Below are 25,613 nucleotides of genomic sequence, written 5' to 3' on the forward strand. Positions count from 1 at the left end.
CCCACTCCGAGCCTTCGCCAAACTTCTCCCTGTGGGTATGGGTCCCGGATCTGCGCTGACGCTTGTCCGGGACGACAGCGGAGAACTTGGCGCAGCCCTCCGTCAAACGATTGCCGAAATGCACGCTGCCGCTGGCCACCATGCAGCCGCGCGGCTGGCAATCCGCACCTCGCTCACTAAACTCCTCCCATTGCCCTCCCACCTTTCGGAACTCCCCCGCATGAGCGTCCTGTTTTCCCCGATCGAGCTGCGCGGCCTGACCTTGAAGAACCGCATCGTGGTGTCGCCGATGTGCCAATATTCGGCCGAGGACGGCGTCGCCACTGACTGGCACTTCACCCACATCAACAATCTCAGCCTGTCGGGTGCTTCGATGTTCTGCATCGAGGCGACCCATGTCGAGGCGATCGGCCGCATCACGCCGGGCTGCCTCGGGCTCTACAGCGATGCCTGCGAGGCCGCCTTGACGCCGATCCTCGCCTCGGTGCGCAAGCATTCTTCCACGGCCATTGCGATGCAGCTCGCCCATGCGGGCCGGAAAGCGAGCAGCGCGCGGCCCTGGGACGGCGGCCAGCTGATTCCGGAAGGCCAGGGCGGCTGGCAGACGGTGGCGCCGTCGGCGGTGCCGCACAAGGAGGGCGAGGCCGCCCCGCTCGCGCTCGATGCCGCGGGCCTGAAGCGCATCCGCGAGGCCTTCGTCGACAGCGCCAAGCGCGCCGCGCGCCTCGGCATCGACGCCATCGAGCTCCATGGCGCGCACGGCTATCTCCTTCATCAATTCCTGTCGCCGATCTCCAACAAGCGCACCGACGAATATGGCGGCAGCCTGGAGAACCGCATGCGCTTTCCGCTCGAAGTGTTCGACGCGGTGCGCGCCGCCTTCCCGCACGACAAGCCGGTCGGCATGCGGGTGTCCTCGACCGACTGGGTCGAGGGCGGCTGGGATCTTTCGCAGACCATCGCATTCGCCAAAGCCTTGAAGGCGCGCGGCGTCGACTGGATCGATGCCTCCTCCGGCGGCGTCTCGCCGCTGCAGAAGATCCCGCTCGGCCCCGGCTATCAGGTGCAGTTTGCAGAGGCCATCCGCCGCGAGACCGGCCTGCCCACCATCGCCGTCGGCCTGATCACGGAGGCCAGGCAGGCCGAGGAGATCGTCGCATCCGGCAAGGCCGACATGGTCGCGCTCGCCCGCGGCATGCTCTACGACCCGCGCTGGCCCTGGCACGCCGCCGCCGAGCTCGGCGGCGAGGTCGAAGCCCCGCCGCAATATTGGCGCTCGCAGCCACAGGCGCAAAAGGCGCTGTTCGGCAAGACCACGTTCGGGGCGCGGTGAGGGACGCCGCTGCAGGTGAGGCGCAGCGACCGCGCCAAGCAAATGGTTGTCGTCCCGGACAAGCGTCAGCGCAGATCCGGGACCCATACCGCGTGATCTCTCGATGGCGCGGGGTGTACGTCGGCAAATAACTGGGAGTCTTCGTCAAACCTCTCCCTGTGGTTATGGATCCCGGATCTGCGCGCGCTTTTAGGCGCGCTTGTCCGGGACGACAGCGGAGCGTGAAGCGACCTATGCGCCTTCGCCATCGCCCCAAAACACTAAGTAAGTCTCCCCAGCTTCCACGCCCCGCAAAACTGGCCTAACCTCTCCGCAGTCAATTCCTCGCGGAGGCCCGCCATGCGTTATTCCGTCCGCAAAACGGCTCACATCTTCGAGCGTGTCGGCCTTGCGATGGCGGGAGCCGCGTGCGGGCTGTTCGTCGGCGCCTATGTCGGCTCGGCGATCCCGGCGCTGACCACGCAGGGCTTCCTGCTGCTGATGATGCTGCTCGGCGTGATCGGCTTCTATCTCGGCATCGACACGCCGCAGATGCCGTTCGACGACGCGCACCGCCGGATCGACGCCGCCGAATTCATGAGCGCCGCCGGCACGCTCTGCGCCACGCTCACCGCCTTCGTCTCCGTCGCCGTCATCGTGCTCCGCCTCGATCCGCACATGGGCTGGACCTGGCTCGTCTTCGCCGGCTGGATCGCCGGCGTCGCCATGCAGATCGTGGCGGGAGCAAAGGCGAGAATGCGGAAGTAGGCCTTTTCCTTCTCCCCTTGTGGGAGAAGGTGGCGCGAAGCGCCGGATGAGGGGTCTGTCTCCGCTCATAAGACCACTCGTGAGGGGAGAACCCCTCACCCGTCTCGCCGCTACGCGGCGCGTCGGCCTCTCCCGCAAGCGGGAGAGGCGGAGAAGATCGCCGCCTAAAACACCACGCCCACGCGCGTGCCGCGCTTCCAGGCGATGCGGCAGCGCTTCTTGGTGTTGACGTGCAGCAGCTCGAAGCGGTCGGGGATGTTGACCTGGCCGCCGAGATCGACGCAGGCGCCGCCGGGCGAATAGTCGATCAGCGTGCAGGGGATCACCGGCGCGCGCGCATCGGTGATGATCTTGGCCTGGCGCGACACCAGCCCGGCCGGCTTCACGCGGGCATATTTGCGTGGGAATTGCGGCACCGTCTCCTCCAGCTCCGCAAGGTTTCGCGGCGTGTTCGAGAGGCCATCATGGAACGCAGATGATGCGATCCAGCTAAGGCGCGCGCGAGAATTTTAATGAAAAGTGTCGGCGAAGGACGAAAGCGACGGTAGCGGGGTGAGGGAAGCCGCCACAATCGCGCTGTCGTCCCTGCGAACGCAGGGACCCATACCGCGTGATCGATCGGGTTGTCCGCTGTGGGAGTACCGAACAACGAGTCTTCGCCAAACCACATCCTGTGGTTATGGGTCCCTGCGCCCGTGCGCAATTGCGCACTAGGCAGGGACGACAGCTGAGTGTGTTGCGCGAGCCTGCCTCCACACCCGAGCCTCCCATTACCCCGTCACGCTCTCCCCCGCCGCCAGCTCCACCCCCGGCGGCACCGGCATCGGCACCGTCACATAATCCTTCGGCAAATTCACCGGCCGATACCCAGGCTCCACCGCCATCCGCTTCAACACGCTCTCATGCACATGCGCGCCTTCGGGAATGAGGCGCGGCTCGCAATCGGGGATGTAGAAGCCGAAAAACACCTTTCGCTCCGGCCACTCCCGGTACTTCGCGCGCTTCGGAAAGAACTCCAGCAGCCGCCAGCCCGCCGTCATGGAATCGTGCAGCATGCCGGTCTTGCCGGTATAGGCCGGCGCGACGTATTTGAACGGCGAGTTCTTGCGCTGGATGCCCCAGGCGAGCTGCTTGATGGTCGCCGGGTTGAAGTTCAGCCCCGCCTGCTCCGCCTCCGCGATCATCCACAGCAGCGGATATTTGGACTCGCCGCTCTCGGCCTCGGCATAGCCGCCGCCGACGTCGCAGTGCACGCCGGCGAACCACACCTGCAGGATGTCCTGCGGCACCTTCTTCTCGTCAGGCACGTAGCGGTTGCTCCAGAACTCCTGCGGCTCTTCATATCTGTTCAGGCGGAACATGCGGCGCCGCTCGTCGATCGCGATCGCCTGCCGGAAGATCCTGACGCTCGGGTTGCGCCGCGTGAAGGCGAGCTCCTCCAGGCTGAACAGGAAGAAAAAGTTGTCGCGCCGCGGCACGATCACGCTCGCCACGGTGTCCCACACGCCGATGAAGTGGATGGTCGGCCAGCGCGTCGAGGTGATGCGCGCGAACTGCGCGGCGAGGTCGAATTCGTCCTTCGGCAGCGGCCCGCTCTCGTCGAACGCGACGTCGCTGAGATCCTCGACGGCGTTGCCGCGCCCGGTGCCGGAATATTGCTTGTAGGCGACGAGGCCCGAGCCTGCGAGATTCGCCTGCTCCGGCCTGATCAGGCCGATCTTGTGAATCAGCCCCGCCAGCACGCGCACCGTGTAGGCGCCGCGCGAAAAACCGAACAGATAGATGCGGTCGCCCGGCGCGTAATGCTCGACCAGGAAGCAATAGGCCGAGAGCACGTTGTCATCGAGCCCGTAGCCGGTGGCGAGCCCCAGCACCAGATTGACGTTGGCCTTGAGCCGATGCCACGTCGTCGGCTCCGTCACCGTGCCGACCCCGGGATCGTAAAACACCATCTGCCGCGGCTGCGTCCTGTCAGTCTTGCGCAGGCAGCGATACAGCTTCAGGACGTTGGAGATGTTCTCCGAGATCTCGTTGCCGGTGCCGTCACAGCAGATGACGAGGTTTTTCGGGGCTGGGTGGGGGTCGGGATCGCGCGCGTGGTCCATGGGATGCGCCTCGGGAGGATGCTACCGGGGCGAGTATAGCGGAAGATGGCGGTGAATAGGAGGCGCCGCTGATCTTCCAGCAGTTAAAACAAGGGAGCATCTAGAGCCACGTCGGGTTGAAGCCAGGCTCAGTTAGCGAAGCGCGCCGCCGGGCGGGGCAGGAAATGCAAGACTCTGAATGAGTTCACGTTGGACGAACAGGAGCCCTTAAGACTCCTGTTGTCCTAGGTCTGTCGTACCGGTGAACGTCAAGGCAGGCACGCGAAGAGCCGAAGCTAGCACTCTGTAGCGCTCCTTGATGCTAGATGCGTCGTTCGTTCCTTGTTGGTTTAGTCTATCAAACTCAAGAAGGTCGAAAGACGCCGAAGCATATTGTTTGACTGCCAATTCCCGGTTCTCTGCAAGTTTTTGCCGGAAGTTGAGCAGCTTCTTCCTCGTGATCTTATTGGCCTGGCCCGCCTCGATAGCTCCCTTGAAGAGAAGATAATATACGACCATGATTCCTTGAGCTTGGAGCAATTCATCCTTCTTAACAAACTCCGCGCTCATAGCATCAAGCACGCTCGTTACGGCCTCTTTTAGCGAATCTGCTTTTCTCTTATTTTTGCTATAGCGATGCGCCAAGGCGTCCAGATATACCTTCTTCGTATCGACCAGGTTGGAATGCTCGCTCAAGCTATCTTCTATGAGAAGTAAGCGCGCAGCTACCTCCCTGTGTTGATATCGCCCGTTTCCGAACCGAACTTTTTCAACGAAGAAATCGTGTTGGGACACCTCCGTGATAGCTGCAACCAAACGTCCGCCGAACGCGTTGCGCTTCTCTGCAGCATTGAGAGGTACTGCTTCGTTCAGTCGAGAAAACATGTCCTCGATAAGATCGAGATCGTCATCGTGTATGGTTACGGTAACCACGGGAAGTGGGAAAGCATCAAGTTTAACCCGTATCTTCGGGTGAAGTTTGGCGATATCACTGTAACTAAGTTTGCTTAGATCGATCGACGGATCACGTTGATACTCAAAGTCTTCGGCAAGGGTGAACTTGCCATCAATGAAATCCCAAATTGCCTCAAGTCTCTGTCGGCCATCAATGACGGCGAACCGCTTTCCCGTTCTTGCTTTCGACTTCGCATCTAAGGCATGGAAATAGATCTTGGGTAGATCATAGTCGTTGAGGATCGAGTCGATTAGCAGTCTTTTCTTTTCAAGAGTCCAAACGCCTCCCTGGCGTTGATAAGGAGGGCTTAGATCGATTTCCTCACGCTCAGCGTATAAAAACATGACAGTGCTGTTTTTCATCGCCGATGTTTCGACGTAGCTCATAGCATCATCTCCCGCAGAAGTAGTCCTACGCTTGTTAATTCTGGGAAGAGGCTGAATTGGTTTATGCCCAGGAGCTTAAGCTCCTTCTTTAAGGTTTCTCTGCTGGTGCTCGGGATGATGTACTTAGCTACGTGAGATTTATCTCCCACAGCTTCGATCGGAACTTTCTTCGTGTGATGAATTGTGAACGTTCCCATTTGGGCTTGGATGCGCGGATTGTTTCTCGTGGCAATTGTCGCTAGCGGAAGCAATTCCACATTCGTCGCCCTCAATTTTTCTGTAGCGTAAGGTTGAAGCTCTTCGTCTTCGAAAGAAGGGATGTAGTTAGCTTCGAGTGTGTTTGAGATATTCGCATTCTTGTTCAACGCGGTTGGCTTCAAGCACCAGACGGCAGCATCCGAGTTGCGATGCTTGTGAAAGTCGTCCACTGCGAAGAACAAGGCGACAAGAGGGCTCTCACTCCAATCGAGCAGTCGAGTAGGTACTCCATAATGTTGCATTAAGAAGGTCCAATCAAACGCTGAGCTTGGAGATCGTTCGGTTAGCATAGCGGCGCTTTGCTTAAATCGAGCAAGCGATGAGGCTTCAGAAAGCCCTGATACCGATCGCATGATCCCCGGCAATAAAGTCCAACTGGCCTTCGCGTGCCCGCGAAACCAAGTTGCCGCCCCGTCTTGGTCTTTTTGTAGGGCTCCTAAAAAATCTGCGATGCCACGAATATTTCGCTCGATCACGAGCCGTCCCTCCCCCTTTCAGCAAACTCAACCCGTGGCAGAGAAAATATTAAGTTTCTCGTTTTGAGAACCGGCTGAGGCTGTTATCAACTGATGAATGTGACAGCTGCAATCTCGCTAGCCTCCGTCCCCAAAAACAAAAACGGCCGGATCTTCCGATCCGGCCGCTACTCAAACTCTACTCGGCTAAGCCTACGCCACGCGACGCAACTTAGCCCCCGCCCTGACGGTAAATCTCTTAGCTGGCCTTCTTCGCCGGCGCGGCGGTCGGGCCGACCTTCTTCTGGATGGCGCGCTTCAGCTCGAGGGCGCGCGGGGAGAGCGCGTCGGCGTTGGCCTTGAGCAGGAAGGCGTCGAGGCCGCCATTGTGGTCGACGCTCTTCACCGCGTTGGTGGAGACGCGCAGGCGCACGTTGCGCTCCAGGGCTTCCGAGATGAACGTCACGTTGACGAGGTTCGGCAGGAAGCGGCGCTTGGTCTTGATGTTGGAGTGGCTGACCTTGTGGCCGACGAGGGGGCCCTTGGCCGTCAGTTCGCAGCGGCGAGACATGGTAGAAATCCTTATAGTTCGAACCCCCAACGAATGCGGCCGCCAATTCAGGGCGCCACGGGGGCAAATTCTTTCGTCCTTGCAGGGAGCGGGCGGACGTATAGGGGGGAAGGGGCGGGCAGTCAAGGTTTTGGGCGGTCTTTTGGAGCCGCACCGGCGGTGCGCTCCCTCCCCCGCGCGCGGGGGAGGGTTGGGGAGAGGGCTCTCTCCTCTGGGGGACGGACGCCCTCACGGATGGTGCCCCCCAGAGGAGACAGCCCTCACCCGCGCTTCGCGCGACCTCTCCCGCAAGCGGGAGAGGTTTGGGAGACCGCGGCTGCCCCCGATCACCAAAACGGCAATGTTTGTCGCGCCTTACCATCATATAAAGGGCGTATTCGCGCTTGAAGAGTCCGGTGGAGTTCCCGGTTTGATAGGCCCGGACACATTGTTTGCCGCGGTTTTTGGCTTAAGTAACAGCGCATCGCGGCCCGATTGGATTGTTTCGTGCTCATAATGCCCTTTTCTGCGCCTGCGCCCATATCGCGCTCCCTGCGGCCGCGCCTGGCCGGCTGGCTGGCGGCGGTTTGCGGCTTGGGAATGGTGTGGGGCGCGGTGCCCGCGGCGGCGCAGGGCAAGCTCGAGGCGCAATATGAGGCCTCGCTGTCGGGCATTCCGGTCGGCAAGGGCGGCTGGAACATCGATATCCAGGACGACGTGTTTTCGGCGGCCGCTGCCGGCGGCACCACGGGCCTGCTGAAGTCGTTCACGGGCGGCTCCGGCACCGGCGCCTCGCAGGGGCGCGTCGTCAATGGCGCGCTGGTTGCGACCGGCTACCAGGCCTCCACCACCACCCAGAAGAAGACCGAAGAGATCCGCATCACGCTCGACAAGGGCAATGTGAAGGATTTTGCGATTTCACCGGAGCCGCCGGTCGATCCCGATCGCATCGTCGTCACCGACGCCCATCGCCGCGGCGTCTGGGACCCGATGACGGCCTCGCTGCTGCGCGTGCCCGGCAATGGCGATCCTGTTACGCCGGAGGCCTGCCACAACTCGGCTCCGGTGTTCGACGGCCGCATGCGCTACGACCTCAAGCTCGATTTCAAGCGCATGGAGACCGTGAAGGCGGAAAAGGGCTATCGCGGCCCTGTCGTGGTCTGCTCGCTCTATTTCGTGCCCGTCGCGGGCTACATCCCCGACCGCCCCGTGATCAAATACCTCGCCGCCCAGCGCAACATCGAGATCGCCTTCGCGCCGGTGGCCGGCACGCGCATCCTGGTCCCGTTCTGGCTGAAAGTGCCGACGCCGCTCGGGCCGGCCATGCTGGAAGCGACGAGCTTCATCACCACCGCCCAGCCGCCCAGGGTGGCGAAGACGCAGTAGGGCCTTTGGCCTCGCACTCGCCCTTATAGACCGTCACCCTGAGGCGGCCGCTTCTTCAGCGGCCCTCGAAGGGCGACAGCCCGGCTGTTCCCGCGAGGACATCAGCGCCAGTTGCCGCATCGGGGCCGTGCATCCTTCGAGGCTCCCGGCGCGGTGCCCTGCACCGCGCCGCTCGCACCTCAGGATGACGGAAAATAAGCGTAATTATTTCAACCACATCCCTACTGTGCATGGGGTTGTTTTCGCGAAAATGAGGGGGGAGGCATGCCCCGCCGGGAATCCATTTGACTCCTCCCCGATTCTGATTCGACTCCGCGCCGTCCCCAACTTAAGGCTTTCCGCCCTCGAAACGTCACTTGTCCAGCGGACGAAAACTCCATCTAGTCGTCGCCGACAAGACTCCCGCGACATGTTGCGTGAACGGAACGGGACTCAATCTGGAGTCAGCGATTCGGCCGCGATTCGTTCTAGAGTCGTTCCGAAGCTTAAGGCGGACAGGAAAAGCGTCGCAAAGTGAGACAGTTGCGGGAGGTTTGGGGAGGGGCGTGTCCACGCCTTCGGTGTGCCCCTCACCCTGAGGAGGCCGCCCCAGCGGCCGTCTCGAAGGGCGAGGGGCTTGGCTTGCCTGGCGGCAGCAGCGGGGCCTTCATCCTTCGAGACGCGCTGACGCGCTCCTCAGGATGAGGAGCAAGGACCAATCCCGCCCCCGCCCCAATCCGGCACTGACATTCGCCCAAATCGCCACTACCTAATCCCTCAGACATGGCTTTTTCCTCCTCCCCCTTCGCTTCCGAGCGCGCAGCGTCCGATCGCGTGCCTGGCGCTGGCGTCACTGCGGTGCTCGGGCCGACCAACACCGGCAAGACCCATCTCGCCATCGAGCGGATGCTCGCGCATCCCTCGGGCATGATCGGCCTGCCGCTGCGCCTGCTCGCGCGCGAGGTCTACAACAAGATCGCCGCACGGGTCGGCAGCGAGGCGGTCGCGCTCGTCACCGGCGAGGAGAAGATCAAGCCGAAGAACCCGCGCTATTGGGTCTCGACCGTCGAGGCGATGCCGCGCGACCTCGACCTCTCCTTCCTTGCGGTCGACGAGGTGCAGATCGCCTCCGATCTCGAGCGCGGCCACGTCTTCACCGACCGCATCCTCAACCGCCGCGGCCGCGACGAGACGCTGCTGCTGGGCGCTGCCACCATGCGCCCGATCATCGAGCGGTTGTTGCCCGGCGTCTCCATGATCACGCGTCCCAGGCTGTCGCAGCTCGAATTCGCCGGCGACCGCAAGATCACGCGCCAGCCGCGCCGCACCGCCATCGTCGCGTTCTCGGCCGATGAAGTCTACGCCATCGCCGAGCTGATCCGCCGCCAGCATGGCGGCGCTGCTGTTGTTCTAGGCTCGCTGTCGCCGCGCACACGCAATGCGCAGGTCGAGATGTTCCAGAACGGCGACATCGATTACCTCGTCGCCACCGACGCGGTCGGCATGGGCCTCAATCTCGACGTCGACCACGTCGCGTTTGCCTCCGACCGCAAGTTCGACGGCTATCAGTTCCGCCGGCTGACGCCGTCCGAATTCGCGCAGATCGCCGGCCGCGCCGGCCGCGCCACCCGCAACGGCACGTTCGGCACCACGGGCCGCTGCGCGCCGTTCGAGCCCGAGCTCGTCAACGCGCTGCAGAACCACACCTTCGATGCCGTGAAGATGCTGCAATGGCGCAATTCGAGGCTGGATTTCTCCTCGCTCGGCGCGTTGCAGGTGTCGCTCAACCTCGCCCCCGGCCACGAGGCGCTGACGCGCGCACCGATCGCCGAGGACATGCGCGTGCTCGACCATGCCGCCCGCGACGTCGAGGTGCGCGATATCGCGCACGGCAAGATGGCGGTGGAACGGCTGTGGGAGGCCTGCCAGGTCCCCGACTACCGAAAACTGTCGCCGGCCGCCCATGCCGAACTGGTGACGACGCTGTACGGCTTCCTGATGCGGAAGGGTTGCATCCCCGATGCCTGGTATGAAGCCCAGGTCACCCAGGCCGACCGCATCGACGGCGATATCGACACGCTGTCGGCCCGGATCGCGCAGATTCGCACCTGGACCTTCGTCGCCAACCGCCCGGATTGGCTGAAAGACCCCGATCGCTGGCAGGGAATCACGCGGGAGGTCGAAAATAAATTATCGGATGCGCTCCATGAACGCTTGACTGAGCGTTTCGTTGATCGCCGGACCAGTGTATTGATGCGCCGCCTGCGGGAGAACACGAGCTTGAATACTGAAATCGGCAAGACCGGCGAAGTCATCGTCGAAGGCCACGTCATCGGCCGCCTCGACGGCTTCACCTTTGCACCGGATGCGGCGGAAGCAGGCTCCGATGCGAAAGCCTTGCAGGCTGCAGCGCAAGCGGTGCTCGCCGGCGAGATCAACACGCGCGCCGAGCGGCTCGGCAACGCGCCGGACGACCAGTTCGTGCTGACCTCGGAAGGCATCATCCGCTGGACCGGCGACGCCGTGGCGCGGCTGTCTGCCGCAGAGGACGCGCTGCATCCGCGCATCCGCATCATCTCCGACGAGCGCCTGACCGGCGCCCCCCGCGACAAGGTGCAGGCGCGGCTCGAGCTCTGGCTCAAGACCCATATCGAGAAGCTGCTCGGGCCGATGTTCGACCTCTCCAAGGCCGAGGACGTCACCGGCATCGCCCGCGGCATCGCGTTTCAGCTCGTCGAGGCCCTCGGCGTGCTCGAGCGTCCGAAGATCGCGAGCGAGCTGAAGGATCTCGACCAGTCCTCGCGCGCGGTGCTGCGCAAATACGGCGTCCGCTTCGGCGCCTATCACATCTATTTCCCCGGCCTGCTCAAGCCCGCCGCGCGCGCCCTCGCGGCGCTGCTCTGGGCGCTGAAGCAGGACAATGTCGATCTGTCCTCGCTGTCGGGCGCGCAGCATCTGGCCTCCTCGGGGCGTACCTCGTTCCCGGTCGACAAGGCGCTGCCGCGCGATGCCTATCGTGTGCTCGGCTACAAGCAGGCCGGCGAGCGCGCCGTGCGCGTCGACATTTTGGAGCGTCTGGCCGATCTGATCCGCCCGGCGCTGGCCTGGCGCGAGAACGCGTCCGGCGAGAAGCCGGCCGGCGCCTTCGACGGCCGCAGCTTCGTTGTGACGCAGGCGATGACCTCGCTCACCGGATCCGCCGGCGAGGACTTTGCGTCCGTGCTGCGCGCGCTCGGCTATCGCATGGAGAAGCGTCCGCCACTGCCGCCAAAGCCCGTCGTGGCCGAGCAGGTCGTGACCGAAACGGTCGCGGCGGAGACGCCGCCGGTCGAAGGCAGCGCCGAGACCTCGACCGAGACCGCATCTGAGGCCGTTGCCGGCCTGCCGGAGGCGCCGGCCGCATCCACCGAAGCCGCCGCTGAAGCCGTTACCGTCGAAGATGCTCCCGGCATCGAGCCGCAGGACGAGCAGGCGCACGACGCCGAGCCGGCGCCGGAAGCCTCCGCCGAGGCGCCCGTCACGCCCGAAGACGCCCCCGGCATCGCGCCGCCGGCGGAAGAGCCTGCCGCGTCCCCGGAGGCTGCCGGCCTCGAAGCTGCTGCGGCCGAGGCCGCCGCAACGGAAGCCGCTGCATCGCCCGACGCTGCCGCGCCTGAGGCCGCGGCCACGCCCGCCGAGCCCGAACTGGTCGAGGTCTGGCGTCCCGGCGGCCGTCACGAGGACCGCAAGCCGCGCCACGAGCGCCACCGCCACCAGCGTCACCATCAGCCGCGTCCGCAGGCCGGTGCCGAGGCCGGCGCAGCGAGCGCCGCGCCCGGCGAAGCCGCCGAAGGCGCGAAGCCGGGCCAGCGTCACGGCGGCCATCGCAGGGACGGCGGCAGAGACTTCCGCAAGCCGCGCGAAGGCGGCGGCGAAGGCGCGCCGCGTCCCGAGGGGCGCGACGACAAGAGCCGCCGCTTCGAGGGCAAGGATCGCGACAACAAGGATCGCGATCGAAACAAGGGCAAGTTCGGCGGCGATCGCGACAAGGGCCGCGACAACCGTGGCCGCGACCGCGACAAGGGCCGCGACCGCCAGGGCGGTCCGTCGCTGCGCCCCTACGCCTCGAGCGCAAATCCGCGCGAGCGCGATCGGCCCGTCGATCCGAACTCGCCCTTCGCCAAGCTCGCCGCGCTGAAAGAACAGCTGTCCGGCCGCAAGGAGTAGCACCGCCTTTTCAAGTGCGGAGCGGCTCGCGTGAAGACAACGCGTCCAATGGAGTAAAGCCACGACGACCGAGCGGCAGCGCCTCGACAAATGGCTGTGGCACGCGCGGGTGGTGAAGGCGCGCAGCTCCGCGGCCGAGCTCGTCGTCAGCGGCCATGTCCGCATCAACGGCGCCCGCGAGACCTCGCCGGGGCACGCGGTCAAGGTCGGCGACGTGCTCACCATCGCGCTCGACCGCACGGTGCGCGTGTTGAGAGTGACAAGCTTTAGCGAGCGCCGCGGCGATGCGGCCTCGGCACGGGTGCTCTACGAGGAGCTCGGGATGCGCAATTAATTGCGCTTCTTATTCATTTCTTGGTCGATCAAACACCCAAAGCCGTCATGATCGGGCTTTCCCGACCTTGCGGCGCCGGGCCATCCGCGCTAGGCAAGCCGCGACTTCTAAAAGAGCTTTTCGGAGCGTTGGATGACTTACGTCGTCACTGAAAACTGCATCAAGTGCAAGTACACCGACTGCGTCGAGGTCTGCCCGGTCGACTGCTTCTACGAGGGTGACAACATGCTGGTCATCCACCCGGACGAATGCATCGATTGTGGCGTGTGCGAGCCGGAATGCCCCGCCGACGCCATCAAGCCGGACACGGAACCGGGCCTGGAAAAGTGGCTCCAGGTCAACGCCGACTACGCCAAGAGCTGGCCGAACATCACCCAGAAGAAGGAATCACCTGGCGACGCCAAGGAATTCGACGGCATGGAAGGCAAGTTCGAGAAATATTTTTCCCCGAACCCCGGCTCCGGCGACTAAATCAGGCTCAAACTTAACCCTAATAGCGGCGCCGCGAAGACCCCTAAATCATTGATTTTTGCGGGAAATGTGCTATATTGGGCACATTAAGCCGAACCCCGTCAGCCCCCTTGGCCCCTCTGGGTTCCCGTGAAACCAATGTCGAACAGGGGCGTGGCAGTTTCCGCGCGCAGGCTGTGTCACAGAAAACGCGTAAAAAGAGTACTTCAGCGAGGGCTTCCCATAAGGAGGCCAAAAAAGTCGCCGCGGCCAGCCGTAGCGCATCCAAGGGTCGGACCACGACGAAGGCGCCGGCTGCAAAGTCCTCGAAGAACAAAAGAAGCGCAATGCCTAACAAGACTGCCAAACCGGCCGCGAAAGCGACCGCTGCCAAGCCTGCTGCCAAGTCTGTGACTGCAAAGCCTGGGACTGCCAAGCATGCTGCCGCCAAGGCTCCCGCTGCCAAGCCCGCCGCGCCGAAGGCTCCCGTTGCTGTTGCTCCTGCCAAGGCTCCCGTCGCTGCCAAGCCGGCCGCCAAGCCCGCTGCTGCGCCGAAGGTCGAGGAAAAGAAGGTCGTGACCCAGCGCCAGGGCTTCAAGGCCAACGAATTCGTGGTCTATCCCGCTCACGGCGTCGGCCAGATCCTGGCCATCGAGGAGCAGGAGATCGCCGGTGCGAAGCTCGAGCTGTTCGTCATCAACTTCATCAAGGACAAGATGACGCTGCGCGTGCCGACCGCCAAGGTCGCCAATGTCGGCATGCGCAAGCTGTCCGAGCCGGCGCTGGTGAAGAAGGCGCTGGAGACGCTCAAGGGCCGCGCCCGCGTCAAGCGCACCATGTGGTCGCGCCGCGCCCAGGAATACGAAGCGAAGATCAATTCGGGCGACATCGTCGCAATCGCGGAAGTCGTGCGCGACCTCTACCGCTCGGAATCGCAGCCGGAGCAGTCCTACTCCGAACGCCAGCTCTATGAAGCGGCGCTCGACCGTCTGTCCCGCGAGATCGCGGTGGTGCAGCACTCGACCGAGACCGAAGCGGTCAAGGAGATCGAGGCCCAGCTCGCCAAGAGCCCGCGCCGCAACGCCAAGGCGGAAGCCGCCGAGGGCGAAGCCGATGCCGAGGGCGATACCGACGATACCGATGGCGACGACACCACCGTCGCCGACGAGGCCGCGTAAGCCGCTTCGTATCGATCGCAAGCGATCAAAAGCCCGGCCGTTCGGCCGGGCTTTTTGCTTGGCGTCCTGACGCAGCGGGGGAGTTCGGCTCTACGCGCCGCGCGGCTGGGTCCAAATCGAGATCGGCTGCTGAATACCGCGGATCGCCCGCGGCTCTCGCGCTTCCAATGACTGAAACGTTGCGGCTGCGTCGCCAAGCTCGGCCTTCGCTTGGCTGACGAGGTCGTCACTTGCCACCAGCGCGCAATCGAAGGTGCGGGTCAAGGCTTCGAGACGGCTTGCCACGTTGACGGTCGCGCCGATCACCGCAAATTCCAGACAGGTCTGTCCGATGTCGCCGAGCACCACCGGCCCATAATGCAAGCCAAAGCTCACATGAAGAGGTGGCTCGCCTGACGCTGCCCGCCGATCGTTCCAACCGTCCGCCGCCGCGATCATTGCCTGGGCACATCGCAGCGCGTTGCTGGCGTCGTGCTCGCCCGCGAAGGGTGTGCCGAACGTCGCCATCAATCCGTCCCCGAGATATTTGTCGAGCGTGCCGCTATGGCGGAAGACCTCCTGCTCCATCAATCCGTGGAATTCCCGCAACGTCCGCACAACCTCCTGCGGCGAGCGCGCATCGGCAAAGGTCGTGAAGCCGACGATGTCGACGAACAGCACCGCGACGTGTTGCGTGCGCACCTGCTTCAACGGCTCGTCTTGCTTCGACAATTCCGCCACGACATTGGGCGAGAAGTAGCGTGCGAGGTTGCCGCGCTCGCGCTCCACCGCGGCATGCCGGACCAAGAGGTCGTTGCTGCGGCGGACCGCGAGCGCCAAGGTCATGGCCACGATCATGAATACGACGATCTCCTGGATGCGAACGTGGAATACGATCTCGCTGGGCGAGATCATCGCAAACAAGCGCTGATCGCTGCCTGTTGCGGCGGCTATGCGGGCCGTCAGCGCAGGATCGCGATCGGGTTGCCACCAGACCCAGACCATGCCGATGATCCAGAGCGCAGCCGTCCACACGCCGACCGCAATCACGGTTCGCCAAGTATAGGCCAGTGTGGCGCCTGCGAGCAGCACGAAGAAATAGATGAAGTTGCCGAAATGGTACTGCATCGCGACCGGCCAGTGCGAGGCTCCGAACGGATTGGGAACCACGATGAGGCACGTGAGCAGCGCCAGGTCGCAAAACAGGAGTGCCAATTCCGGACGCGACACGCCGACCCGCCCAACCCTGACCTGGGCCCAGCCGATCAGTGCGAACAAGCCGAGCAGCGCCACGTAGTAGAGTTGCTCCCAGGCCGGGTTGATCACCAGCAGCAGGCAGCCAATGACGACGAGGGCAACATAGCGCGCCCGCACCGCGAGTTGCAGGCCCTCCCGCTTGGCGGACGTCAGCGCGGCTTGTGCGAACTGAACTGTTTCGGCATCGCGCTTGCTCGGCGCGGGCGAAAGCGCAGCCGGCAGGCTGAAGCGCTCGACGAGCATTGTCACGGCAGTCTCCTCACTTGGGCCTTCAAGTCCGCTGCGTCTTTGCGGAGACGCCGATTTCACCCCGACGGTCTTCTCCGTCAGCCCCAGCCGCAACCGACGCCCACCAGCCCCCCAGGGCATCGATCAACGGCACGAGAGCATGACCGGCGGCCGTCAGATCGTACTCTACGCGCAGCGGATATCCGCCGAATTCAGTGCGGCTTACGATACCGGCGTCCTCCAGCTTGCGAAGCTCGAGCGCGAGCATCCTGTGTGAGATGGTCGGATTGTCGCGGCGCAAGTCGCTGAAGCGCTTGGTGCCCTGCTTCAAATAGTAGATCAGCAGCGTCGGCCAGCGACCGCTCAGAATCTGCATCACTTCCTCGATGGGACATCTCGAAACGAGATCCTTCATCGGCGCCTCCAGGTTACAAAAAAGTTCGTAATTTACTTGATGCGGCGAGCGACTAGGGTCGCATCACCGCTGCGCAGCGTGATCATCAGACATCACGGAGAATGGATCATGGACCCAATTCTACTCTACGGCTTCCCGAAGGGAAGCTCCATGGGGCTCGTTGCGGCTCTCGAATGGCTGGGCAAGCCATATCGGCTGTGCCGGGTCGACATGATGGGCGAGATGCGAAGCCCGTCATACGCCCGCATCAATCCGCGACATGAGACGCCGGTCTTCATCACCGAGCAGGGCGAGGTGCTGACGGAAACGATGACGATCGCGGCCCGGCTCGAGGCCAGGGATGTCGAACGGCGCATCAGCTTCGATCCGCTGACGCGGCAAGCCGATCGCATGCATCAGCTCATGGCGTTCGTGAATACCGGTTTCACCGCCGCCTTCGCACCGCTGTGGGCCGCCATGGAAGCCGAAGCCATGGAGCCCGCCACGAAGTCGGTCCTGCGTGCTTTCGGCACAGCAAGGGTCATCGAGCGTCATGACAAGCTCGAAGGGATGATCGAATCGCGGCAATTCCTGCTCGGGGACCGGCCGACCCTCGCCGACGCCTTGCTTGTCGGCGTCGCGCGCTGGCTCGACTTCCACGCGGTCGCGGAGAGGAGCCGCTGGCCGAAGCTGGCGGCGCTGCGAGCTCGCCTCGAAGCCGATCCCGCGATCCTCTACGCCACCGCTCTGGAGGACGGCGACTCTGATCCGGGAACGGGATCGTGCACCGGCCACGTCGCGCTGGCCGAATTGATTGCGCAATTCGGCAAATAGGGAAGCGGGAGGAGCCTCGACGCGCTCCTACTTCACCGGCCGCTTCTCGAGCTTCCTTGCCAGCGTGCGCCGGTGCATGCCGAGCCGCCGTGCCGCTTCCGAGATGTTGAAATCGGTCTCGATCAGGGTCTGGTGGATGCGCTCCCATTCCAGCGTCTTGATCGAGGTCGGCCGTGCATCGAGTGCGACCTCGGTGTTCCCCGCGGCCTTGGTGAAGGCGGCTTCGATGTCGTCCGTGTTCGACGGCTTTGCGAGATAATGGCAGGCGCCCAATTTGATCGCCTCCACGGCAGTCGCGATGCTGGCAAAGCCCGTGAGCACCACGATCAGCGTGTCGGGGTCGTGTGTGTGCAGCAGCTCGACGCAGGCGAGGCCCGAGGCGCCGCCAAGCTTGAGATCGACCACGGCATGGCCGAAGGAGCGCTCCTCCAGCACCTGGCGCACCTCCTCGATCGAGGCGGCCAGCACGACGTCATAGCCGCGGCGCTCGAACGAGCGCTTCAGCGTGCGCGCGAAGCCGGCATCGTCCTCGACGACAATGAGCGAACGGTCAGGCGTCAAAATTGCCTCCGATCGCGAGCGTTGCCAGCGGTAGCGTCAGGCGGACCGTGGCGCCGCGCTTCCTGTGATTTTCCGCCGTGACGCTGCCGCCCAGCTTGCGCACCACGTTCACCACCAGGAACAGGCCGAGCCCGCCGCCGGCGCGGCCCTTGCTGGAGTGATAGGGCTTTCCGAGCTGCGCCAGCATTTCCGGCGCAAAGCCGGGGCCGCGGTCGGAGATCGACAGCACGAGGTTGTCACCCTCGCGCTCGGCTACGAGCTCGACCCAGTCGCGCGAGACCTCATAGGCGTTGTCGAGCACGTTGAAGATCACCTGCTTCAAGGCGATGTCGGAGACGATGGCAACGTCCGCGCCGAACGTGTTGACGAAGTAGAGCGTCCGTGCCGAGCGCGCGTTGCGCCATTCGTCGACCAGGGCGGTCACGAAGGCCGTCACCGTGGTCGGCGACGAGCCTTCGCCGCGGGCTTCGCCGGCCGAGACCAGAATGCCCGTCACGATCGACTTGCAGCGCTGCAGCGATGTCTCCATCTCCGCGAGGTCCTCGGCGAGTTCCTGGTCGCTGGCAAGATCCGGCATGCGGCGCCAATCGCTGAGGATGACCGAGAGCGAGGCGAGCGGCGTGCCGAGCTCATGGGCCGCGCCGGAGGCAAGCAGGCCCATGCGCACGATGTGGTCCTGCTCGGCGGCATGCTGGCGCAGCGCCGCCAGATGCGCGTCGCGCTCGCGCAGGTTTCGATTGATGCGGGTGACGAACACGACCAGCAGCACGGCGTTGAGCACGAAGCCGAGCAGCATGCCGAGGACGCTGAGGGTGTAGGTCTCGCTCAATGGGTTGGGCGGCAGATCCAGCGGCCGGTACGCCAGGGTCAGCCAGACGAAACTGGCGCAGGTCAGCGCGACCAGCGACCAGGTCGAGCGGGCATCGAGCAGCACCGCGCCGAGCGTCACCTGGAGCAGGAACAGCGAGGTGAAGGGGTTGGTGGCGCCGCCGCTGAGATAGAGCTGCGCGGTCAGCGCGGCCACGTCCAGCATCAAAGCGACCAGCAACTCGTTGTTGGTGATCGCGGCGCGATGGCGCACCCAGATCAGGCTGGAGACGTTGAGCAGCACCAGCGCGCCGATCACCGCTCCCATCCGCTCCAACGGCAGGGGGATGCCGAGGCCGAAATGCACGGCGCCGATGGTCACGATCTGGCCGACCACCGCGGTCCAGCGCAGCTGGATCAGCAGCGCCATGTTCTTGCGGTTGGTCCCGTCGTCGGTCGGCGCGGCGCCGATCAGCTCGCTGCGCGCATCCGCCTGCGATTGCAGCGTGACGACCATCTCGCCAGGCGCCTGGCGAGGCGTGCTTCCGCTGTCAGGTCGGCTCGACGATCGTTCCAGCATCTGATCCCGTCCTGCGCGCGGCGACATCTGGGCCGCCGGCCGGTTCGTGGACGAAGCCATTCAGGCCTCTGTTGCGGCGGAACAGCCCGCCGCCGAATGTGACGACAAGCCTGCCGGCCAGCATGAAGGCCAGGGCAAACCACGTCAGCGCGTAGATCAGGTGGTTATTGGGAAAGCGCACCACGGTCAATCCGCCGACGGGACCGCCAGCGGATTGTGATCGGGAATCGGCATCGACGAAGAAAGGTGCGACATCGTGCAGGCCGCGGGCCGCCGCGATCGCGGCGACATCCCGCGAGTACCAGCGGTTGTGCTGGGGCACGTTGTTGCGCAGGAACCCGCCTTTGGGCTCGGTGATGCGGAGCAGGCCGGTGATCTCGACCTGGCCGTCCGGATTGCCGTCCCGGCGCGTCGATGCGTCACGTCGCTCCGACGGCACGAAGCCGCGATTGATCAGGACCTGTGTGCCGTCGTCGCGCTGGAGCGGCGTCAGCACCCAATAGCCGGGGCCTTCCTCGGTGACAGCCTGGACCAGCGTCTCACGGTCATGCAGGAAGCGGCCCTTGAGGCTGACGTGCCTGTATTCGTCGTTGGCGGCGGAAACCGCCGGCCATGACGCGGGCGGGGGGATCGGCTGGGCTACGGCATGGACGCGCTGCTCGACGCGGTCGATCAGGGTCAGCTTCCAGGCGCGGCGCTCGATCTGCCAGATTCCGAGCGCGATCAGAACGACGAAGGCGACAAGCGAGAGGACCGTGAGCCACAGGGAAGGGGCCGGCGCAGCCCTGCCGCGCGGCGCACTCTCCCTGTCCGTCACGGTCCTGACCTCGCTCACTTCATTCCGCTCATCTGGTGCATGGGCATCATGTTGGTGTTGAGGTGGCTCATCACCCACAGCGAACCCGACAGCGCGATCACCACCATGACGATGGTGAAGATCAGGGCCATCATGGTCCAGCCGTTCTCGGACGTCGCGTTCATGTGCAGGAAGTAGATCATGTGCACGACGATCTGCACGACCGCGAAGGCCATGATGACCAGCGCAGTGACCTGCTTGCTCGGCAGCGCGCCGCTCATCACCAGCCAGAACGGGATCGCCGTCAGCACGACCGAGAGCACGAAACCGAGCATATAGCTCGAGAACGTGCCGTGGGCGTGGCCGCCCTCGTGGTGATGATCCTCGGCATGGGCGGCATGGCTATTGGTGCTCATCGCAGAACTCCCAGGAGATAGACGAAGGTGAAGACGCCGATCCAGACCACGTCGAGGAAGTGCCAGAACATCGACAGGCACATCAGGCGGCGGCGGTTGGCCTCGATCAGGCCGAACTTGCCGACCTGCACCATCAGCGTCACCAGCCAGATCAGGCCGCAGGAGACGTGCAGGCCGTGGGTGCCGACCAGGGTGAAGAACGCGGACAGGAAGGCGCTGCGCTGCGGCGTGGCGCCTTCGTGAATCATGTGGGCGAATTCGGTGAGCTCGATGCCGATGAAGGCGAGGCCGAACAGGCCGGTGATCGCCAGCCAGACTTGCGTCTGGGCGACCTTGTTCTGCTGCATCGTCAGCATCGCAAAGCCGTAGGTGATCGACGACAGCAGCAGCATCGAGGTGTTCACCGCGACCAGATCGAGGTCGAACAGGTCCTTCGGCGCCGGGCCGGCGGCGTAGTTGCCGCCGAGCACGCCGAAGGTGGCGAACAGGATCGCGAAGATGAGGCAATCGCTCATCAGGTAGATCCAGAAGCCGAGCGAGGTGCTCCAGCCTTCCGGATGCGGATGTTCGTCGGCGAGGTAGAAGACCGGCTCGCCGGTTTGGGACGGATTGACAGCGACAGTCATTTACTTGGCTCCGGCGAGCAGTTTGGTGCGCGCGTCCTCGGTCCGGATGACGTCTTCAGCCGGAATGTCGAAGTCGCGGTGATAGTTGAAGGTGTGGCCGATCCCGACGGCGAGCATCGCGATGAAGCTCAACGCCGCCAGCCACCACATGTACCAGATCAGGCCGAAGCCCATCGCGGTGGCGAGGCCGGCGAGAATGATGCCGGTGCCGGTGCTGCTGGGCATGTGGATCGGCTTGAAGCCGGTGAGCGGGCGCTGGTAGCCGCGCCTCTTCATGTCCCACCACGCGTCGTTGTCGTGAACGACGGGGGTGAAGGCGAAGTTGTAGTCCGGCGGCGGCGAGGAGGTCGCCCATTCCAGCGTGCGGGCATCCCAGGGGTCGCCGGTGACGTCCTTGAGCTGCTCGCGCCTGAGGAAGCTGACCGCGAACTGCATCAGCATGCACATGATGCCGAGCAGGACGAGGCCGGCGCCGATCGCGGCGATGATGAACCAGATCTGCAGGGACGGATCGTCGAACACGCGCAGGCGGCGGGTCACGCCCATCAGGCCGAGCACGTAGAGCGGCATGAAGGCGAGGTAGAAGCCGGTGACCCAGAACCAGAACGACAGCTTGCCCCAGAACGGATCGAGCCTGAAGCCGAACGCCTTCGGGAACCAGTAGGAGATGCCGGCGAACGCGCCGAACACCACGCCGCCGATGATCACGTTGTGGAAGTGCGCGATCAGGAACAGGCTGTTGTGCAGCACGAAGTCGGCCGGCGGCACCGCGAGCAGAACGCCGGTCATGCCGCCGATCACGAAGGTCAGCATGAAGGCGATGGTCCACATCATCGGCAGCTCGTAGCGGATACGGCCGCGATACATCGTGAACAGCCAGTTGAACATCTTCGCGCCCGTCGGGATCGAGATGATCATCGTGGTGATGCCGAAGAACGAGTTGACGCTGGCGCCCGAGCCCATCGTGAAGAAGTGGTGCAGCCAGACCAGGTACGACAGGATGGTGATGACGACCGTGGCGTAGACCATCGAGGTGTAGCCGAACAGCCGCTTGCCGGAGAAGGTCGAGGTCACCTCGGAGAAGATGCCGAACGCCGGGAGAACCAGGATGTAGACCTCGGGGTGACCCCAGATCCAGATCAGGTTCACGTACATCATCGGGCTGCCGCCGAAATCGTTGGTGAAGAAGTTGGTGCCGACGTAGCGATCGAGCGACAGCAGCGCGAGCACGACGGTCAGGACCGGGAAGGAGGCGACGATCAGGACGTTGGTGCAGAGCGAGGTCCAGGTGAACACCGGCATCTTCATCATGGTCATGCCGGGGCAGCGCAGCTTGACGATGGTGCAGATCAGGTTGATGCCGGACAGCGTCGTTCCGACGCCGGCGACCTGCAGCGCCCAGATGTAATAGTCGACGCCGACATCGGGACTGTAGCCGATGTTCGACAGCGGCGGATAAGCCAGCCAGCCGGTGCGGGCGAACTCGCCGATGAACAGCGAGGCCATCACCAGCACCGCGCCGCCGACCGTCATCCAGAAGCTGAAATTGTTCAGGAACGGAAACGACACGTCGCGCGCGCCGATCTGCAGCGGCACGACGTAGTTCATCAGCCCCGTGACCAGCGGCATCGCCACGAAGAAGATCATGATCACGCCGTGGGCGGTGAAGACCTGGTCGTAGTGATGGGCGTTGAGATAGCCTTCCGAGCCGCCAAAGGCGAGCATCTGCTGGCCGCGCATCATCAGCGCGTCGGCAAAGCCGCGCAGCAGCATCACGATGCCGAGGATCATGTACATGATGCCGATGCGCTTGTGGTCCACCGTGGTGAACCATTCGCGCCAGAGATAGCCCCAGAGGCGGAAATAGGTGAGACCGCCGAGCAATGCGGCGCCGCCGAGCGCGACCACCACGAAGGTGCCGACGACGATCGGCTCGTGCAGCGGCAGCGATTCGAAGCCGAGCCGGCCGAAGATGAGCTTGAGAAGATCAGGAGACATACGAACTCTCTTTAGGAGTCTGACTTCGGACGCTGTCCGAGGAAGAAGGACGAGGACTTCAGCGGCGTGAACGACGGCCGCTTCAGGCCGGCGCCGAGCAGCGGCGCGGTGTCGACGGGGGCCGCAATGGACGCCGTGGTTCTGCCCTGCGGCGCATCCGGCGTGCAGGTGCCGGCGACGAAGCTCGGCTCGGGCCCAAATGCGGTGCCGCGGCGGGCGTATTTGTCGTAGGCCAGCGGCAGGGTGTTGTTGAGGCCCTGATGGCCGTTGCCGCCCTTGGCGTCGATCGCCATCATCTCGCTCTGGCACATCTTGCCGGTCTCGACGCACATGTTGAGAATCAGGCGGTAGAGATCGGAATCGACGGTGCTCCAGCGGCGTATCGGCTCGTTCTGGCTCGGTTTCTCGAGCTGGAGATATTCGGCGCGGCCGAGCGAGCCGCCGGCGGATTTGGCCTGCGCGACCCAGGCGTCAAAGCCCTTGTCGTCGAGGCCCTTGAAGTTGAAGTGCATGCCGGAGAAGCCGGCGCCGCTGTAGTTCGCCGAGAAGCCCTTATACGTGCCGGCGTGGTTCACCACCGCGTGGAGCTTCGTCTCCATGCCCGGCATCGCGTAGATCTGGCCGGCGAGCGCGGGGATGTAGAACGAGTTCATCACCGAGGAGGCGGTGATGCGGAAGTTGATCGGGCGATCGACCGGAGCTGCGAGCTCGTTGACGGTGGCGATGCCGTAGTCCGGGTAGATGAACAGCCATTTCCAGTCGAGCGCGACGACGTCGACCTCGAGCGGAGCCTTGGACTGGTCCACGGCGCGGTCGGCATGGATGCGGCCGAGCGTGCGATAGGGGTCGAGCAGATGCGTGCCCATCCAGGTCAGCGCGCCCAGGCAAACGATGATCAGGAGCGGCGCCGACCAGATCACGAGCTCAAGGGCGGTCGAGTGATCCCAGTCCGGCTCGTAGCGGGCCGCGGTGTTGGACTGGCGATAGCGCCAGGCGAACAGCACCGTCAGCGCCATCACGGGGAGGACGATCAGGAGCATCAGGACGGTGGAGATGACGACGAGGTCGCGCTGTTGGGCTGCGATATCGCCGGCTGGCGCCAGCACGACGTAGTCGCAGCCGCTGAGCGCGGCAGCCAGAGGTAGTAGCGCCAGGATCTTGAGACGAGACACGGGCCGAGCCTTTGAGAATGAGTTTCTTTTGCGGGGCCAACGGGTAGCTGCGGCGCAACAATCCGGACATTGGACAATTTGTCCAATGTTGCAGTGCGAGATGTTGGGTCAGACAGGGCCAGATTGCCTGGCGCCCGCCGGGCGGTCGGCTTTGGTTTTCAGGACGTTAAGGGCGCACGCATGGCGACGGCACAGACCCCCGCAATGGCAGACCTCCACTCGGGCGAGCATGGCCACGACCAGGCCAGCCCCGGCGAGATCGCCATCGGCGTCATCATCGGCCGCACCTCGGAATTCTTCGACTTCTTCGTCTTCGCGATCGCCTCGGTGATCGTCTTCCCGCGCCTGGTGTTCCCGTTCGCGAGCGAGCTGACCGGCACCCTCTATTCCTTCATGATCTTCGCGCTGGCCTTCATGGCCCGGCCGATCGGCACGGTCATTTTCATGACGGTCGACCGTGCCTACGGCAAGACGGCCAAGCTGATCTCGGCGCTGTTCCTGCTAGGCACCGCGACCGTCGCGCTGGCGTTCCTGCCCGGCTATCACGACATCGGCGTCGCCGCGATCTGGCTGCTGGCACTGGCGCGCATCGCGCAGGGCCTCGCCTGGGGCGGCGCCTGGGACGGCATGGCCTCGCTGCTGGCGCTGAACGCACCGCCCTCCCAGCGCGGCTGGTACGCGATGGTGCCGCAACTCGGCGCTCCGCTCGGGCTGATCGTGGCGAGCGCGCTGTTCGCCTATTTCGCCGGCAATCTCTCGGCCGACGATTTCTTCGACTGGGGCTGGCGCTATCCGTTCTTCGTTGCCTTTGCCATCAACGTCGTGGCGCTGTTCGCGCGCCTGCGCATGGTGACGACGGAGGAATATGCCACGCTGTTCGAGACCCGCGAATTGCAGCCGGCGCGCATCTCCGACACCGTCGCGCGCGAAGGCCAGAACATCATGCTCGGGGCGTTTGCGCCCCTCGCCAGCTTCGCGCTGTTTCACATGGTCACGGTGTTTCCGCTGTCCTGGGTGTTCCTGTTCACCCGCGAAAGCCCGGTGCGCTTCCTGATCATCGAGATCGTCGCCGCGGTGTTCGGCGTCGGCGCGATCGTGGTCTCGGGCATCATCGCCGACCGCGTGGGGCGCAAATCGCTGCTGATGGGATCGGCGATCGCGATCGCGATCTATAGCGGCTTTGCCCCGCAGCTGCTCGACGCCGGCGCGTTCGGCGAGACCATCTACATGGTGATCGGCTTCATCCTGCTCGGCCTGTCCTTCGGCCAGTCCTCCGGTGCGATCGCGTCGAACTTCAAGCAGGCCTATCGCTACACCGCTTCGGCGTTGACCTCGGACATGGCCTGGCTGTTCGGCGCCGGCTTCGCGCCGCTGGTCGCGTTGCTGCTCGCCACCAATCTCGGCGTCATCGCATCGGGTGCGTATCTGTTGTCCGGCGCGTTCTGGACCCTGCTCGCGCTCTGGCTCAGCGGCCAGCGCGAGGCGGGCGATATGGACGCGGGGCGTTGATTAGGCGCGGGCTGCACCTCCACAACAGCTTCGTAGGGTGGGCAAAGGCGCATTCGCGCCGTGCCCACCACCTGTCGCCATCATTGAGGGATGGTGGGCACGCTTACGCTTTGCCCACCCTACGCAGCGCAATCTGTCGCTCCAGATCCCGGGTT

22 protein-coding genes and 1 pseudogene are annotated in these 25,613 nt (G+C 64.1%); 9 read left to right on the forward strand and 14 right to left on the reverse strand.

The features are described 5' to 3' along the window. The first annotated feature begins 220 nt into the window (after positions 1-220). Together E4K64_RS31115 and E4K64_RS31120 are read left to right on the forward strand one after the other, a co-directional pair. Positions 221-1,333 (forward strand): NADH:flavin oxidoreductase/NADH oxidase, encoded by a 1,113-nt coding sequence (locus E4K64_RS31115; RefSeq protein WP_135166808.1) that lies wholly within the window; start codon positions 221-223, stop codon positions 1,331-1,333. A 339-nt stretch (positions 1,334-1,672) separates the two neighbouring features. After that, on the forward strand, positions 1,673-2,080 hold the full coding sequence (locus E4K64_RS31120; protein WP_135166809.1) for a hypothetical protein: 408 nt from the start codon (positions 1,673-1,675) through the stop codon (positions 2,078-2,080). Between the two features lie 164 nt (positions 2,081-2,244). Here the strand turns inward: E4K64_RS31120 and E4K64_RS31125 are convergent, their stop codons facing one another. From E4K64_RS31125 to rpmB, 5 genes are all read right to left on the reverse strand, one after another. Then, complete coding sequence (locus E4K64_RS31125; protein ID WP_126260737.1) at positions 2,245-2,496, reverse strand: PilZ domain-containing protein; 252 nt, start codon at positions 2,494-2,496, stop codon at positions 2,245-2,247. Between the two features lie 354 nt (positions 2,497-2,850). Next, complete coding sequence (locus tag E4K64_RS31130) at positions 2,851-4,185, reverse strand: T6SS phospholipase effector Tle1-like catalytic domain-containing protein (RefSeq protein ID WP_135166810.1); 1,335 nt, start codon at positions 4,183-4,185, stop codon at positions 2,851-2,853. A gap of 207 nt (positions 4,186-4,392) precedes the next feature. Next, positions 4,393-5,505, reverse strand: a complete 1,113-nt coding sequence (locus tag E4K64_RS31135; RefSeq protein ID WP_135166811.1) for a DUF262 domain-containing protein — start codon at positions 5,503-5,505, stop codon at positions 4,393-4,395. Further along, a complete protein-coding gene (locus E4K64_RS31140; protein ID WP_135166812.1) occupies positions 5,502-6,239 on the reverse strand; it encodes an FRG domain-containing protein in 738 nt (245 codons plus the stop codon). Before E4K64_RS31140 ends, E4K64_RS31135 begins: the two co-directional genes overlap by 4 nt. Positions 6,240-6,477: 238 nt before the next feature. Beyond that, positions 6,478-6,789, reverse strand: a complete 312-nt coding sequence (gene rpmB, locus E4K64_RS31145) for a 50S ribosomal protein L28 (RefSeq protein ID WP_126260955.1) — start codon at positions 6,787-6,789, stop codon at positions 6,478-6,480. 579 nt (positions 6,790-7,368) lie between these two features. Between rpmB and E4K64_RS31150 the strand changes: the two genes are divergently transcribed. From E4K64_RS31150 to E4K64_RS31170, 5 genes and pseudogenes are all read left to right on the forward strand, one after another. Further along, positions 7,369-8,154 (forward strand): DUF3108 domain-containing protein, encoded by a 786-nt coding sequence (locus tag E4K64_RS31150; protein WP_430642546.1) that lies wholly within the window; start codon positions 7,369-7,371, stop codon positions 8,152-8,154. A 762-nt stretch (positions 8,155-8,916) separates the two neighbouring features. Continuing rightward, positions 8,917-12,339, forward strand: coding sequence for a helicase-related protein (locus tag E4K64_RS31155; RefSeq protein WP_135166813.1), 3,423 nt, complete (start codon positions 8,917-8,919; stop codon positions 12,337-12,339). A gap of 70 nt (positions 12,340-12,409) precedes the next feature. Continuing rightward, positions 12,410-12,673 (forward strand): annotated as a pseudogene (locus E4K64_RS31160) (RNA-binding S4 domain-containing protein); the annotation flags it as partial. A gap of 132 nt (positions 12,674-12,805) precedes the next feature. Continuing rightward, positions 12,806-13,144, forward strand: coding sequence for a ferredoxin FdxA (gene fdxA, locus E4K64_RS31165; protein WP_126260958.1), 339 nt, complete (start codon positions 12,806-12,808; stop codon positions 13,142-13,144). A gap of 326 nt (positions 13,145-13,470) precedes the next feature. Next, positions 13,471-14,301: a CarD family transcriptional regulator gene (locus E4K64_RS31170; protein WP_167772350.1), complete on the forward strand. Its 831-nt coding sequence runs from the start codon at positions 13,471-13,473 to the stop codon at positions 14,299-14,301. A gap of 90 nt (positions 14,302-14,391) precedes the next feature. Here E4K64_RS31170 and E4K64_RS31175 read toward each other — a convergent pair whose 3' ends face one another. Both E4K64_RS31175 and E4K64_RS31180 read right to left on the reverse strand, forming a co-directional pair. Further along, positions 14,392-15,780: an adenylate/guanylate cyclase domain-containing protein gene (locus tag E4K64_RS31175; protein WP_235884846.1), complete on the reverse strand. Its 1,389-nt coding sequence runs from the start codon at positions 15,778-15,780 to the stop codon at positions 14,392-14,394. A gap of 28 nt (positions 15,781-15,808) precedes the next feature. Continuing rightward, on the reverse strand, positions 15,809-16,180 hold the full coding sequence (locus tag E4K64_RS31180) for a winged helix-turn-helix transcriptional regulator (RefSeq protein WP_135166816.1): 372 nt from the start codon (positions 16,178-16,180) through the stop codon (positions 15,809-15,811). A gap of 108 nt (positions 16,181-16,288) precedes the next feature. Between E4K64_RS31180 and E4K64_RS31185 the strand changes: the two genes are divergently transcribed. Continuing rightward, a complete protein-coding gene (locus E4K64_RS31185; protein ID WP_135166817.1) occupies positions 16,289-16,993 on the forward strand; it encodes a glutathione S-transferase family protein in 705 nt (234 codons plus the stop codon). A gap of 27 nt (positions 16,994-17,020) precedes the next feature. On the opposite strand, the gene E4K64_RS31190 is transcribed toward E4K64_RS31185, so the two are convergent. From E4K64_RS31190 to cyoA, 7 genes are read right to left on the reverse strand one after another with little or no spacing between them, the layout of a single operon-like run. Beyond that, positions 17,021-17,554: a response regulator transcription factor gene (locus E4K64_RS31190; RefSeq protein WP_135166818.1), complete on the reverse strand. Its 534-nt coding sequence runs from the start codon at positions 17,552-17,554 to the stop codon at positions 17,021-17,023. Further along, on the reverse strand, positions 17,544-18,941 hold the full coding sequence (locus E4K64_RS31195) for an ATP-binding protein (RefSeq protein ID WP_167772352.1): 1,398 nt from the start codon (positions 18,939-18,941) through the stop codon (positions 17,544-17,546). The genes E4K64_RS31190 and E4K64_RS31195 overlap by 11 nt, the downstream gene beginning before the upstream one ends. Beyond that, positions 18,913-19,776, reverse strand: a complete 864-nt coding sequence (locus E4K64_RS31200; protein ID WP_135166819.1) for an SURF1 family protein — start codon at positions 19,774-19,776, stop codon at positions 18,913-18,915. Before E4K64_RS31200 ends, E4K64_RS31195 begins: the two co-directional genes overlap by 29 nt. Continuing rightward, positions 19,773-20,153 carry a cytochrome o ubiquinol oxidase subunit IV gene (gene cyoD / locus E4K64_RS31205; protein WP_135166820.1) on the reverse strand — a complete coding sequence of 127 codons (381 nt, stop codon included), beginning with the start codon at positions 20,151-20,153 and terminating at the stop codon, positions 19,773-19,775. The genes E4K64_RS31200 and cyoD overlap by 4 nt, the downstream gene beginning before the upstream one ends. Then, positions 20,150-20,779, reverse strand: coding sequence for a cytochrome o ubiquinol oxidase subunit III (gene cyoC, locus E4K64_RS31210; protein WP_135166821.1), 630 nt, complete (start codon positions 20,777-20,779; stop codon positions 20,150-20,152). The genes cyoD and cyoC overlap by 4 nt, the downstream gene beginning before the upstream one ends. After that, positions 20,780-22,777, reverse strand: coding sequence for a cytochrome o ubiquinol oxidase subunit I (cyoB, locus tag E4K64_RS31215; RefSeq protein ID WP_135166822.1), 1,998 nt, complete (start codon positions 22,775-22,777; stop codon positions 20,780-20,782). 11 nt (positions 22,778-22,788) lie between these two features. Continuing rightward, complete coding sequence (cyoA, locus tag E4K64_RS31220) at positions 22,789-23,949, reverse strand: ubiquinol oxidase subunit II (RefSeq protein ID WP_135166823.1); 1,161 nt, start codon at positions 23,947-23,949, stop codon at positions 22,789-22,791. A 180-nt stretch (positions 23,950-24,129) separates the two neighbouring features. Between cyoA and E4K64_RS31225 the strand changes: the two genes are divergently transcribed. Next, positions 24,130-25,458 (forward strand): MFS transporter, encoded by a 1,329-nt coding sequence (locus E4K64_RS31225; protein WP_135166824.1) that lies wholly within the window; start codon positions 24,130-24,132, stop codon positions 25,456-25,458. Positions 25,459-25,613: the final 155 nt, after the last annotated feature.

It is taken from the genome of Bradyrhizobium frederickii (assembly GCF_004570865.1).
GTDB lineage: Bacteria > Pseudomonadota > Alphaproteobacteria > Rhizobiales > Xanthobacteraceae > Bradyrhizobium > Bradyrhizobium frederickii.